The 13,066-nt window shown below is 58.6% G+C and carries 13 protein-coding genes and 1 tRNA gene; 10 read left to right on the top strand and 4 right to left on the bottom strand.

Annotation, left to right across the window (positions count from 1 at the left end; translation table 11 throughout):
- Window positions 1–445 precede the first annotated feature (445 nt).
- The 3 genes from ACR0I7_RS17395 to cobO all read left to right on the top strand — a co-directional run bounded on the left by ACR0I7_RS17395 (window position 446) and on the right by cobO (window position 2,846).
- A complete protein-coding gene (locus ACR0I7_RS17395; protein WP_480513267.1) occupies window positions 446–1,000 on the top strand; it encodes a glutathione S-transferase family protein in 555 nt (184 codons plus the stop codon).
- Between the two features lie 254 nt (window positions 1,001–1,254).
- Window positions 1,255–2,190: a DMT family transporter gene (locus ACR0I7_RS17390; RefSeq protein ID WP_480513265.1), complete on the top strand. Its 936-nt coding sequence runs from the start codon at window positions 1,255–1,257 to the stop codon at window positions 2,188–2,190.
- A 56-nt stretch (window positions 2,191–2,246) separates the two neighbouring features.
- Window positions 2,247–2,846 (top strand): cob(I)yrinic acid a,c-diamide adenosyltransferase, encoded by a 600-nt coding sequence (gene cobO / locus ACR0I7_RS17385; protein WP_480513263.1) that lies wholly within the window; start codon window positions 2,247–2,249, stop codon window positions 2,844–2,846.
- A 356-nt stretch (window positions 2,847–3,202) separates the two neighbouring features.
- Here cobO and ACR0I7_RS17380 read toward each other — a convergent pair whose 3' ends face one another.
- The 4 genes from ACR0I7_RS17380 to ACR0I7_RS17365 all read right to left on the bottom strand — a co-directional run bounded on the left by ACR0I7_RS17380 (window position 3,203) and on the right by ACR0I7_RS17365 (window position 7,322).
- A complete protein-coding gene (locus tag ACR0I7_RS17380; protein ID WP_480513261.1) occupies window positions 3,203–4,771 on the bottom strand; it encodes an alkaline phosphatase D family protein in 1,569 nt (522 codons plus the stop codon).
- A gap of 134 nt (window positions 4,772–4,905) precedes the next feature.
- The gene (locus tag ACR0I7_RS17375; RefSeq protein ID WP_480513259.1) at window positions 4,906–5,271 is read right to left on the bottom strand and encodes a hypothetical protein; all 366 of its coding nucleotides are present in this window, start codon (window positions 5,269–5,271) and stop codon (window positions 4,906–4,908) included.
- A gap of 110 nt (window positions 5,272–5,381) precedes the next feature.
- Window positions 5,382–6,332, bottom strand: a complete 951-nt coding sequence (locus ACR0I7_RS17370) for an AraC family transcriptional regulator (RefSeq protein ID WP_480513257.1) — start codon at window positions 6,330–6,332, stop codon at window positions 5,382–5,384.
- A gap of 123 nt (window positions 6,333–6,455) precedes the next feature.
- Complete coding sequence (locus ACR0I7_RS17365; RefSeq protein ID WP_480513254.1) at window positions 6,456–7,322, bottom strand: branched-chain amino acid aminotransferase; 867 nt, start codon at window positions 7,320–7,322, stop codon at window positions 6,456–6,458.
- 158 nt (window positions 7,323–7,480) lie between these two features.
- Here ACR0I7_RS17365 and ACR0I7_RS17360 point away from each other — a divergent pair, with 158 nt between their 5' ends.
- The 7 genes from ACR0I7_RS17360 (at window position 7,481) to ACR0I7_RS17330 (ending at window position 12,895) form a co-directional block, all read left to right on the top strand.
- On the top strand, window positions 7,481–7,993 hold the full coding sequence (locus ACR0I7_RS17360; protein ID WP_480513253.1) for a MarR family winged helix-turn-helix transcriptional regulator: 513 nt from the start codon (window positions 7,481–7,483) through the stop codon (window positions 7,991–7,993).
- Window positions 7,990–8,691 carry a response regulator gene (locus ACR0I7_RS17355; RefSeq protein ID WP_480513251.1) on the top strand — a complete coding sequence of 234 codons (702 nt, stop codon included), beginning with the start codon at window positions 7,990–7,992 and terminating at the stop codon, window positions 8,689–8,691. The genes ACR0I7_RS17360 and ACR0I7_RS17355 overlap by 4 nt, the downstream gene beginning before the upstream one ends.
- A gap of 67 nt (window positions 8,692–8,758) precedes the next feature.
- Window positions 8,759–9,685, top strand: coding sequence for a histone deacetylase family protein (locus tag ACR0I7_RS17350; RefSeq protein ID WP_480513250.1), 927 nt, complete (start codon window positions 8,759–8,761; stop codon window positions 9,683–9,685).
- Window positions 9,682–9,924, top strand: a complete 243-nt coding sequence (locus ACR0I7_RS17345; RefSeq protein ID WP_170613140.1) for an exodeoxyribonuclease VII small subunit — start codon at window positions 9,682–9,684, stop codon at window positions 9,922–9,924. Before ACR0I7_RS17350 ends, ACR0I7_RS17345 begins: the two co-directional genes overlap by 4 nt.
- Window positions 9,925–10,791, top strand: coding sequence for a polyprenyl synthetase family protein (locus tag ACR0I7_RS17340; RefSeq protein WP_480513247.1), 867 nt, complete (start codon window positions 9,925–9,927; stop codon window positions 10,789–10,791).
- A gap of 16 nt (window positions 10,792–10,807) precedes the next feature.
- Window positions 10,808–12,736, top strand: a complete 1,929-nt coding sequence (gene dxs / locus ACR0I7_RS17335; protein ID WP_480513245.1) for a 1-deoxy-D-xylulose-5-phosphate synthase — start codon at window positions 10,808–10,810, stop codon at window positions 12,734–12,736.
- 83 nt (window positions 12,737–12,819) lie between these two features.
- Window positions 12,820–12,895 (top strand) — tRNA-Thr (locus tag ACR0I7_RS17330).
- Window positions 12,896–13,066: the final 171 nt, after the last annotated feature.

Raw genomic sequence — 13,066 nt, 5'->3', positions numbered from 1 at the left:
CCTCGGTACATTCCAATTCCATGCGGTCCGCTCGACGGTGCGCGCCTTAAAAGTCCAATAGCCTTTGCGCCCGCTAAACCCGATTTTGGCGACATCACCCGCCTTTTCAAAGGTGCCGGCGTCGCTGGTCCACCGCTGGCTCATGCCGGTGATGAGCGCCGCAAGCGCCTGTTGCGGCGTGGCCGTCACGTGAATGGTGCGTTCGTAGCTCTCCTTTTTCATCGCTTTAGTCTCTCTCAATCGACCTCTGGCTTTCGGAGCCGAAACCGAAATAAGACCGCCCGCATTCCCCGGCAAGAAGGCAGAATTTCCATGGATAGTACGGACAGGTGTACCGAGTCAGGGCCTTGAAACTAAGTCATTTTTGTCAAACTGAATGCGGTTTTTCTGCCTTCTTGCGCCGGAGAGTCTGACCATTAACTCTCTGGAAAACAGGGAGAGCATCATGACACTGCACCTGATAACAATCAGCGGCTCACCGCGCAGCTGGCGCGTGCTGCTGGGGCTGGCCTTCAAGGGACAAAAGGCACAAATCCACGAACTCAAACTGTCCCGGAACGAGCACAAATCTGAACCTTTCCTGTTGCTCAATCCCCGTGGCACGGTCCCCGTGATGCAAAGCGACGGGCTTGTGCTGCGCGACTCCATGGCCATTCTGGCCTGGCTGGATCGCAAATTCCCCAAGCGCCCTCTGTTTGGAAGCACCGAACAACACGCGGCGTGCATATGGCAGGCCACCATGGAATCGCGTCAATACCTGCGTCAGGCTGCGACGGATTTTCTCACGCCGGTGTTCTTTCAGGGCGCCTCGCTTGCCGATCGCGGCACGCCCAAATGGGACATGTTGCAAAAGGCAGCCGTACGAGTGCAAAGCGAAATGCGGTTTCTTGACACCAGGCTTTCGGCCGGGCGCACCTTTTTGGCCGGGAACACCCCCTCTGCCGCGGACGCCGTGTCCTGGCCTGAGATCAGATTGGTACAGCGGGCGGCAGAAACCTAACCAGACCTGCTGGCGGAACTGGGTTTTGAGGGCCCGGCCAGCAAACTGGATCATCTTGAGGCCTGGAAAGATCGTGTCTTTGCCCTTCCCGGTGTCGCAGACACGATGCCGGGGGATTGGTAAGCTTACAACAACATCGCGCACACGCGGCAAGGGCCCAGTTGGGAAGCCTGAGCGCGTGCGATACGCCCGCCACCGCTCCATTTCGACTGAGGCCGTTGATCTTTGCGCGCCAAAGGCGCAAGGTCGCGCCGATGGCAAAATCCTTAACATCGCATCGACCTTTGTTGGCTGTGATACTGAAACTCAGCGCCCTGTTTCTGTTCACGGCTATGTCCGCCTTGGTCAAGGCGCTGTCCGAGGTGTTTCCTCCTGGTGAGCTGGTTTTTTTCCGCTCGCTCTTTGCCATTCCGGTCATCATCGTTTGGCTGATCGCGCGCGGCGAGTTGCGGCAGGGCTTTGTGGTCAAAAAACCAATGGGTCATTTCTGGCGCGGCGTGTTGGGCACCTCTGCGATGGGGTTGACCTTTACCGGACTCAGCCTGCTTCCCCTGCCCGAAGTCACCGCCATCGGGTATGCCACGCCGATTTTTACGCTGATTCTTGCAGCGGTGATGCTGGGGGAACGCATCCGCATGATCCGGATCGGCGCGGTCGCGCTGGGCCTGCTGGGTGTCCTCATCATGATCTGGCCACGGCTTGGCAGCACTGAGATGGAGATCGCCGCGACCAATGGTGCGCTCTGCGTATTGGGGGCGACTATCGCCCGCGCCTTTGTTCAGATCCACATCCGGCAACTGGTGAAGGTGGATCATCCGGCGGCGATTGTGTTCTATTTCTCGATGACGGCCACGTTGCTCTCAGCATTGACGGCGTTCTGGGGATGGACCATGCCCACACTGAATCAGGCTCTGATTATGGTCACAATAGGCCTGATCGGCGGTGTCGCTCAGATTTTGGTGACCTCATCTTATCGTTTTGGACAGGCCTCGATGCTGGCGCCTTATGACTATGCAACGATGCTGTTTGCCATTGTAATCGGATATGTCTGGTTTGATGAGCTGCCAACAGGTGCCATTCTGATGGGCGCTGCGCTGGTCATTGCCGGCAATGTGGTTGTGATCTGGCGTGAACATCAGCTTGGGCTGGAGCGCGGCAAGGCCCGGTCGCTGAGCGATCACAAACCGTGACTTTACCTTTTGCGAACTTCCCCTAGGTTGGCCCAAGCAATCAAAGAGGATGCCCCATGAGCGACGCGCAGGATCACAAGGAAAAGATGCAGCAGGTGCAGGCCAAGCACCGCAAAAAAGTGTCCGAAGCGGTCGATCCGGAACGCGGGCTGGTTTTGATCAACACCGGTAAGGGCAAGGGCAAGTCTTCGGCGGCGTTCGGCGTTGTGATACGGGCGCTTGGCTGGGGCCAGAAAGTGGCCGTGGTCCAGTTCATCAAGGGCAAGTGGAAGACCGGCGAGCGGCGATTTTTCGAAGAGCGTGATCTGGTGACATGGCACACGATGGGCGAGGGATTCACCTGGGACACGCAGGATCGCGAGCGCGACATTGCCGCAGCGACGGCGGCCTTTGGCAAAGCCTGCGAACTGATGGCCAACGGAGAATATGATCTGGTTGTTCTGGACGAAATCAACATCGCGCTGCGCTACGAATACCTGTCGCCCGAAACGGTGATCGAGGGGCTAAAGGCGCGGTCGGATCGCACCAGCGTTTTCCTCACCGGGCGTGACGCGCCCCAGGCATTGCGGGACTATGCCGATCTGGTCACCGAGATGACCGAAGAGAAGCACCCATTTCAGGCCGGTATCAAAGCCCAGCGCGGCGTGGATTTCTGATCGTCGGCTGCGCCTGCTGTTTCTCATCGCAGCGGTTTCCGGGATTGTCGCAGCACTTCTGGTCAAGATAGGCCGCAATATCTGTGTCCAGGGTGGATTCACCCATGGCAGATGTACTCTGCAAAGAAGCCAACCGATCTATCGAATCGCGCATATCACCTATCCTTGCGGTTCGTTTCCGAGACGGCGGCGCGCACTCACATTGTGTTTGCTATGCGCGCAAAGCCGCCTCGAAACTGATGGCTTGATGTCGACGCATCTGGCGTTAGCTATTATCTGACTTTTTTAGTCAGATAATTCAAGTAAAAAAGCACCCCGAAAACAATCCGGGGCGCCTTGTCTGCATGCTTGGTGCCTCAGATCGCGCGGCTTTGCGGATCCAGTGTAACTGACCAAAGCTCGGTGTCCGCCCGATCCATCAAGCGTACCGTCATTTGCTGCGTGGCGCCGTCGATATCAACCAGCCCAAAGAATTGCAGCCCCGCGCTGGGCGGCAGGTTGACGCCTTGTCCTTCGGTCGGGGCTTTGACGAATTTCACCTCAGGCCCAAAGGTTCCGTCCAGCGCATTCGGACCAAAGGTTCCGGCGTGCAGCGGCCCTGACACGAACTCCCAAAAAGGTTCGAAATCCTGGAATTGTGCTTTGTTAGGGTCATAATAATGCGCCGCAGTGTAGTGTACATCTGCCGTGAACCAGACCGTGTTGGTGATCCCTGCTGTTTTGATGAAGCGCAGCAGATCGGCGATCTCAAGCTCACGCCCTTTGGCCGGACCACTGTCGCCGTTTGAGATCGCCTCAGCGCCGGCTTGTTCTTTCCAGTTGTCCCAGACGATCAGACCGATCGGCATATCTGACGCGATGACCTTCCAGGTTGCTTGCGAGCTGGTCAGCTCCTGTTTCAGCCAGTTCAGTTGCTCAGCGCCCAGAATGCGCGACTGATCGCTGATCTGGTCTTCCATCGCCGGACCATTCGGGCCGCGATAGCTGCGTAGGTCCAAAAAGAAGACGTCCAGCATCGGCCCGTAAGAAATCTTGCGATAGACACGGCCCGGCTCTGCCGGCGTGATGCGCAGCGGTGTCATCTCATGAAAGGCGCGGCCCGCACGGGATTGCAGAATATGCACCGATTTCTCGGAATACCGGTCATCCGAGATCAGGTCTTTGGCATCCGACCAGTTGTTGACCACCTCGTGATCGTCCCACTGGAAGAAAGTCGGGCAGATGGCGTTCATGGCGCGGACATGATCGTCCATCATGTTGTATTTCCATTGGGCGCGGAATTCGTCCAGCGTTTCGGCCACCTTGCGCTTTTCATCGATCAAGGTGGAATTCTTCCAAATCACCTGACCGTCTTTCTCAACCTCGTCTTGCATCGGACCATCCGCATAGATCGTGTCGCCCGAGTGGATGAAGAAATCGGGCTTGTGCTGCGCCATGGTTGCATAGGTGCGCATCCCATCGTCATCGATGCCCCAGCCCTGACCTGCGGTATCGCCTGACCACGCAAAGCGGATATTGCGGCGCGAGGTCGGCGCGGTGCGGAATTGGCCAACAATAGGCTCTGACGTGACGTTGATGTCGCTCAGATCAGCGGCCACAAACCGGTAGAAAATATCCTGATCCGAGGGCAGTCCGTCAACCAGCCGTTTCACAGCAAAATCGCTGTTCGGGATCGCATCCATCGGGGGCAACCTGCGGGTATCTGCGAAGCTTTCGGTGGTGGAAACCTCCATCATCACCCGCGATGGGCGGTCAGTTCGGGTCCAGATCATGCCCGAGGTGGTGTCAACGTCACCGGATTGCACACCATGGGTGAACACCGGGCGTGACGACGCGCGACTGATGGCGGGCATCGACAAGGACGCGGCAAATGCAGTGCTGCCGGCAAGAAAGGCACGACGATTGGGACGTAGGATCTTGGTCATTGGGGCTCTCCTGTCTGGTGGCCGCCAGGGGCCACGCGATTGGTGAGCGCAACTGAGCCGCCTGTTTGTAAAACAAGCGGCTCAGTTTTTTGAAACTATCACGATGATCTCATGACAGTTCGTGGATCAACGGTTCACGCGGTTACGTCCTCTTCCGGCGCGCTGAGCGAGATGACCGCAACCACAGCAGCGCCGTTCATCCAATAGAATATCGCATCCAGACCCGAGAACCCACACAGGCTGGGCGCTGACAGAAACACAATGCCAACCAGCAGATCAACGGCCAGATGAAACTTATAGGGCAGCACCCGCCAAATCCCCAGATGGTGGTCCGTCAGAACTGTCAGAACAAAGGCGGCTGCCCCGGTGGCAACGGACAGCCAAAGCGCAAATGGGTTCGACTGACCCAGCCCCAACACAAAGGGCAGAACCATAAGGGCAATTGCAACGGGATAATCCAGATAGGCGTGAACAGCGCGGGTAACAAAACGAAGAGACATAAGGCTTCCTTTCTTTGCTATGAGATGACTAAAGAATAAGAAGCGCAGGCCGGACGGTGCAGCCCAGATCGTCTGCAAAACATTGCTGATCGTTCAAGAACGTCGGTGTATCAATGCATGGCCCGATAGGCGGCAGGTGACAGGCCGATCTGCTTTTTGAAGACACGCGAAAACGCTGCCTCAGAGGCATAGCCCACCTCGGCCGCCGCATCCGCAACGTTCCAACGGCTTTCGGTCAGCCCGTGACAGGCGATCTGCATGCGCCAATCCGTGAGATACTGCATGGGCGTCGTGCCCATCTTTTCCACGAAAAGCTGGGCAAAGGCTGTCCGCGACATGCCTGCCTCTTTGGCCAGCGTCGCAACGCTCCACTCTTGCGCAGGTGCCTGATGGAACGCCGTCAACGCGCGCGAGATGCGTTGATCTGCAAACCCGGCCAGGGCTGCGTCGCTGGTGCTTTGATGCTCAAGATACGCCCGGATTGCCTGCGCAAACAGCACCTCGGACAGTTTCAGCGCGATCAGATCGCCGCCGATCCGCGCACCGGCAACCTCAGAGCCGATCATGCGCAATGTGGCCTCAATCCAGGCCCCCGCTTCTTCGCCGTAGTTCTCGATCAGGATATGGGCGGGCAACCGGTCGATCAGCATATGCCCCGTACCCTGACGCCCTGCCGGCCCGGTGAACGAGAAATGGCCACAGATCAGCTGCGTATCCCGATCTTCGTGGCCACCGCCATAAACAAGCACTCCGTCCCCCTTATACCCCGCCGCATCCAGAACCTGTTCCAAGGGCAGCGCATCCACGGGTGACACTTCGTTGCACAGCAACGCATGGGCCGCTCCATGCGGGATCAGGATCAAATCCCCCTGCCGCAACCGGATGGTTTCGCCTGTGGTCGCGACATAGACGTTCAGCTCACCCCGCTGAACAAAATGAAACCGAGCCACATTTTCAAAGCCGGGCACCTGAATGCCAAAGGGGGGCGTGAACGAGGTGCGGAAATAGAAAGTACCGCGCAGGGAGAGGCGGGTGAGGATATCGCTGAGCAGATCTAACATCCCTCAAACCTATCCGGATTTGCATGACCGTCCAGCCAGCGGGACGATCTGCAACATGAAATGCACGGCAGGCAACAAAAAGCCCCCGCCGTGGCGGGGGCTAATGCGGGTTTGATCCGAGTTTTAGGCGCGAACCAACTGCTCGTAATCTTGGGCAATTTCGCGGGTCAGATCACCGACCTCAAACGTATAGTCGCCAATCTGGCCGACCGGCGTGACCTCGGCGGCAGTGCCGGTCAGCCAACACTGCTCAAAATCCGCCATTTCCTCGGGCTTGATGCGGCGTTCGTGAACGGTGACGCCTTTGTCTTTCAGCATCTGGATGACGGTTTGGCGGGTAATGCCGTTCAGGAAGCAATCGGCCAACGGGGTGTGTACCTCGCCGTCTTTGACGAAGAACACGTTGGCGCCGGTCGCCTCGGCCACATAGCCGCGCCAATCCATGAACAGCGCGTCCGAGCATCCTTTGGCCTCGGCCTTATGTTTCGAGATAGTGCAGATCATGTAGAGACCCGCCGCCTTAGCGTGAACCGGAATGGTTTCAGGGCTGGGACGTTTCCATTCAGCGATATCCAGCTTGGCACCCTGCATCTTGGCGTCGCCGTAATATGCGCCCCACGGCCAGACGGCGACCGCCATCCGAACCGGGTTTTTTGCCGACGCGACGCCCATGTCATCGCCCGAACCGCGCCAGACCAGAGCGCGGACATAGGCGTCCTTGAGCCCGCTGGCGGCCAGCGCTTCTTCTTTTGCGGCTTCGATATCGTCGACCGAATAGGGCATCGGCATATCCAGCGCTTCGGCTGAAGCAATCAGGCGTTCGGAATGTTCGCGACTTTTGAAGATCTTACCGCTATAGGCACGTTCGCCCTCGAACACGGACGAGGCATAGTGCATCGCATGTGTCAGGATGTGGACATTGGCATCGCGCCATGGGACCAGCTTGCCATCCAACCAAATGGTGCCATCACGATCATCGTACCCCGCCATGCGAAACCTCCTGAACCGGGTTGAATTTTCGATTGTTGCGCTAAATAAGTCCGAAACGGACATAATCTTGCGCAAAAACTGCGATTCGATACCTGCACGCTCTTGGAATGTCAACAACGCTGACATAAAGTTGGCCCGAGTAACGAATGAGGCATAATATGTCTGAAACCCGCCCCGCCCCGGTCTTTGGTGGCGAAAGCCTGTTGTTTCTAACGGATGAGCAGCTACGGCAGGGGATCGAAGCGATGTTCTTTGCCTACAGGGGCTTTACCGCCGATCCGGATCGCATTCTGACCCAGATGGCCTATGGGCGGGCCCATCACCGGGCGGTTCATTTCATCAATCGCGCGCCCGGCACCACGGTAAACAACCTGTTAGCGATCCTTGGCGTCACGAAACAGTCTCTAAATAGAGTCCTGAGAACACTGATTGAGGACGGGCTGGTTGAAAGCCGCGTCGGGACGGTAGACAAACGGGAACGCCATTTGTTTCTGACAGAGAAGGGGAAGTCATTGGAATCCAAACTGTCTGATGCACAGCGGGCGCGCATGCGTGCTGCTTACAAGGATGCCGGCCCCGAGGCAGTGGCAGGATTTCGTAAAGTCCTTGAGGCGATGATGGATGCCGACATGCGCCGAGCTTACACCAAACTGCGGGATACAACCTCATGAGCGATATGGATGCCCATCTGCTGATCGTTGACGATGATGAGCGCATTCGCGATCTGCTCAAGAAGTTCTTGATGCGCAATGGCTTTCTGGTGACGGCCGCCCGTGATGCGGCCCATGCGCGCCGTGTCCTGTCGGGGCTGGATTTCGATCTGATGGTGCTGGATGTCATGATGCCGGGCGAAGATGGTGTCAGCCTGACGCGGGCGCTGCGGGAAACGCATACGACACCCATTTTGTTGCTGACCGCGCGGGGCGAGACCGAGCATCGGATTGCGGGACTTGAGGCGGGGGCCGATGATTATCTGGCAAAACCGTTCGAACCCAAGGAACTGTTGCTGCGCATCAACGCCATTCTGCGCCGGATGCCGGAAACGCCGGCCCAGGACGCAGCATCAAAGATTCTGCATCTGGGGCCCATCCGCTATGACATCGAGCGGGGCGAGATGTGGCAGGGCGAAGAGCCGGTCCGCCTGACGGCCACAGAAAGCCAGCTGATGAAGATCTTCTCGGGCCAGCCCGGCGAACCCATAAGCCGGGCAAAACTGGTCGAGGATCTGGGCCGTGACAAAGGACAGGCGCAGGAACGTGCCGTAGATGTTCAGATCACCCGCCTGCGCCGCAAGATCGAGCAGGACCCGAAACAGCCGCGCTATTTGCAGACAGTTCGGGGCGCCGGATATATGCTAGCGCCGGATTGAATGAGCCTCTGCGCGGAGGCTTAGCCTTCGGCGAGGATGTTTGCAGCCAGATGAACAGGGGACCCCGATGACAACCGCCCTTTTGACCCATGCCGATTGTCTGGGCCATGTAACGCCTGAGGGTCATCCCGAACGGGTGGCCCGGCTGGAGCATATTCTGCATGCGCTTGAGGCGCTTGAGCTGAACCGGGTGACGGCCCCTTTGGCAGCCGATGATGATCTGTTGCGGGTCCATCCCGAGAGCTATGTTCGAGACATCCGTCGCACGCGCCCGGCTGAAGGGTTTGCGCAGATCGATGGCGACACGTTTATGTCGCCGGGCTCGGTCGATGCGGCCTACCGCGCGGCAGGGGCGGTGGTGCGCGCCGTAGACATGGTGCTAGGCGGCGAGGCGCCAAATGCCTTTTGCGCCATTCGCCCGCCGGGGCACCATGCCGAGACAGACACCGCAATGGGGTTTTGCCTGTTTGGCAACGCCGCGCTGGCCGCCAAACATGCGCTGGACCACCATGGTTTGAACCGGGTCGCGGTGGTTGATTTCGATGTCCATCACGGCAATGGCACGCAGGATCTGCTGTGGGATGAGCAGCGCGCGCTGGTAATCACCAGCCAACAGATGCCGTTATGGCCCGGATCGGGGCGCGTGGATGAGACCGGCACCTATGACACCGTCCTGAATATACCTTTGCCTCCCGGTTCCGGCGGGGCCGAGATGCGGGCCGTCTATGAAACGCAGGCATTCCCGCGCCTGCGCGCCTTCAGTCCCGAACTGATCATCATCTCGGCCGGGTTCGACGCGCATCAGTATGACCCGCTGGCCAACCTGAACTGGTCCACCGGGGATTTTGCCTGGGTGACCGCAGAATTGTGTAAGATCGCCCACGAGCTGTGCGATGGGCGTATCGTCTCGACTCTGGAAGGCGGTTATGATCTGAACGCACTGGCCGAGGCGACCCGCGCCCATGTGGAAGAACTGATGAAAGCAGCACGATGACCGATACTCCCGTTGAGCAGATGACGTTTGAACAGGCGATGAAAGAGCTTGAGGCCGTGGTCGGCCAGCTGGAACGCGGCGATGTGGCGCTGGATCAGTCCATCGCACTGTACGAGCGCGGCGCAGCCCTGAAGAAACGCTGCGAGGATGAGCTGAAGCGCGCCGAAGAGAAAGTGGCCGCCATCACGCTGGATGCCGGTGGGCAGCCAACAGGGACCACGCCTGTCGAAGGTCAGTAAATGTTTCGCGAACAACTGGCGCAGGATGCGGCGCGGATTCAGGGCCATTTTGATCTGGTTCTGGGGGCGCTGGACGATCTCGATGTGACCCGAGCCATGGCGTATGCCACGAAAGGGGGCAAACGTCTGCGCGGTTTTCTGGTGCTGGAAAGCGCGCGATTGCATGGGGTTGGCCCAGGCCGTGCGATCTGGCCTGCGACGGGGATTGAGGCATTGCATGCCTATTCATTGGTTCATGACGACCTGCCTTGTATGGACGATGACGATCTGCGGCGCGGACGCCCGACCGTGCATGTGAAATGGGACGATGGCACCGCAGTTCTGGCCGGAGATGCGCTGCAGACGCTGGCCTTTGAGCTGTGCGCGCGGCCCGAGGCCGGTGATGCGGAAACCCGCGCCGATCTGGCTCTGACATTGGCCAAGGCAAGCGGCGCGCAGGGTATGGTTCTGGGCCAGGCGCTGGATATCGCCGCCGAATCTGCGAACAGTCCGCTTACGCTGGACCAGATAACGCGGCTGCAAGCGGGCAAAACAGGTGCCTTGATCGAGTGGTCTGCCTGCGCTGGTGCACGGCTTTCCAAAGCCGATCCATCCCCGTTGCGCCAATATGCCCAAGCTCTTGGTCTTGCTTTTCAAATTGCTGATGACATCTTGGATGTCGAAGGGGACGCCGAAAAAGCCGGTAAGCGGCTTCAGAAGGACGCTGAGGCAGGCAAAGCAACCTTTGTCTCGCTTTTGGGTCTGGAGGCCGCCAAAACTCGCGCCGCAACGCTGGTCGATCAGGCCTGTGCTGCGTTGGATGGGTACGGATCTGAGGCGAAAACCTTGAAGCAGGCTGCCCGGTTCGTTATTGCCCGGGACAGCTAAGCCAGGAACGCGCCATATGTCTGACCGCCCGAATACGCCCTTGTTGGATCTTGTGAACCGCCCTGCGGATCTCAAGCAATTTTCGGACGCTCAGTTACAGCAGATAGCACAGGAGTTGCGGGCCGAGACGATCTCGGCTGTGTCCGAGACCGGCGGCCATCTGGGGGCCGGACTGGGTGTTGTCGAATTGACGACCGCGCTGCATGCGGTCTTTGACACCCCGCGCGACAAGATCGTCTGGGACGTTGGTCACCAGTGTTATCCGCACAAAATCCTGACCGAGCGCCGCGATCGTATCCGCACACTGCGTCAGAAAGACGGGCTCAGCGGCTTCACCAAGCGCAGCGAGAGCCCCTATGACCCGTTCGGCGCCGCGCATTCCAGCACGTCGATCAGCGCCGCCCTTGGTTTTGCCGTGGCGCGCGATCTGGGGGGCGTGACCCCCGAAGGTCTGGGCGATGCAATCGCGGTGATCGGCGATGGTTCGATGTCCGCCGGCATGGCGTTTGAAGCCATGAACAATGCAGGCCACCTGAACAAACGCCTGATCGTCATCCTGAACGACAATGAGATGAGCATCGCGCCACCTGTCGGCGCGCTTTCAAACTACCTGTCTCGTATCTACGCCGAAGAGCCCTTTCACGATCTGAAAGCTGCGGCAAAGGGCGCAGTCTCTCTTCTGCCGGAACCTTTCCGCGAGGGCGCAAAACGGGCCAAGGAAATGCTGAAAGGCATGGCGGTCGGCGGCACTTTGTTCGAAGAGCTTGGCTTTTCCTACCTAGGCCCGATCGATGGCCACGATATGGAGCAACTGCTGCCCGTTCTGCGCATGGTCAAAGCCAAGGCAACCGGGCCGATCCTGATCCATGTGCTGACCAAAAAGGGCAAAGGCTATGCCCCCGCCGAACAGGCCCGAGACAAGGGCCATGCAACGGCCAAGTTCGACGTTGTGACCGGCGAACAGAAAAAAGCGCCCTCGAACGCGCCTTCTTATACCTCGGTCTTTGGAAAGACATTGGTCGAGGCGGCAGCGCGTGACGACAAGATCGTGGCGGTGACCGCCGCGATGCCGGATGGAACGGGGCTCAGCCTTTTTGCCGAACGCTATCCGTCACGCTGCTTTGACGTAGCAATTGCCGAACAGCACGGCGTAACCTTTTCCGCTGCTCTGGCCGCCGGAGGGATGAAACCGTTCTGCGCCATATATTCAACCTTTTTGCAGCGCGGCTATGATCAGGTCGTCCATGATGTAGCGATCCAACGCCTGCCGGTACGCTTTGCCATTGACCGCGCGGGCCTGGTGGGCGCGGATGGTGCAACCCATGCCGGATCGTTCGACATCGCCTATCTGGCCAACCTGCCCGGCATGGTGGTCATGGCCGCAGCAGATGAGGCTGAGCTGGTGCATATGGTAGCCACCGCTGCCGCACATAACGACGGCCCCATCGCGTTCCGCTATCCACGCGGCGAAGGGGTGGGCGTTGACCTGCCAGAGCAGGGTGAGGTGCTTAAGATCGGCAAGGGCCGCATGATTCAAGAAGGCGCGCGCGTCGCGCTTTTGTCTTTCGGGACGCGATTGGCTGAGGTGCAGAAAGCGGCCGAATCTCTCTCAGCCCGAGGCATCACGCCCACGATCGCGGATGCCCGTTTTGCCAAACCGCTCGACCGGGAGCTGATTTTGGATCTCGCCACCAACCACGAGGCGTTGATCACCATCGAAGAAGGCGCCGTTGGCGGGTTTGGCAGCCATGTCGCACAGTTGTTGGCGGATGAAGGCGTGTTTGACCACGGGCTGAAATATCGCTCGATGGTCTTGCCTGACATCTTCATTGATCAGTCCAGCCCGGCAGACATGTACAAGGTCGCAGGACTGGACGCCCGACAGATTGAGGACAAGGTGTTGTCTGTTCTAGGTGTCACATCCATCAGCGAAAAACGCGCATAGGCACAGCTGCTGCGTAAGGCTTGCATCGGCCCGGATGACGGTTTAAACGACCGCTCACATCGCCGCAGCGGGCGTTGAAAACCGCCTCAATAGCTCAGCTGGTAGAGCAGGTCCTTCGTAAGGACAAGGTCGGGGGTTCGAGTCCCTCTTGAGGCACCATCTATTTCGCAAAATCAAAAGGCAACGTTGCAGGTCGTTGGTTATGGGAGCAGGATTTGAACTGACCCAGCCCCCTGAAATCAGGCCATTGAGGTGTTAGTAATCCGTCCAAGCAAAGGATGGACTATGAAACGCAGATTTAGCGACGAACAGATCATTGGAATGATCAAG

The sequence above is a fragment of the Ruegeria sp. AM1 genome (assembly GCF_056540745.1).
Note: the sequence above shows the minus strand (reverse complement) of the source record. Positions and strands in the feature narration are given on the sequence as shown.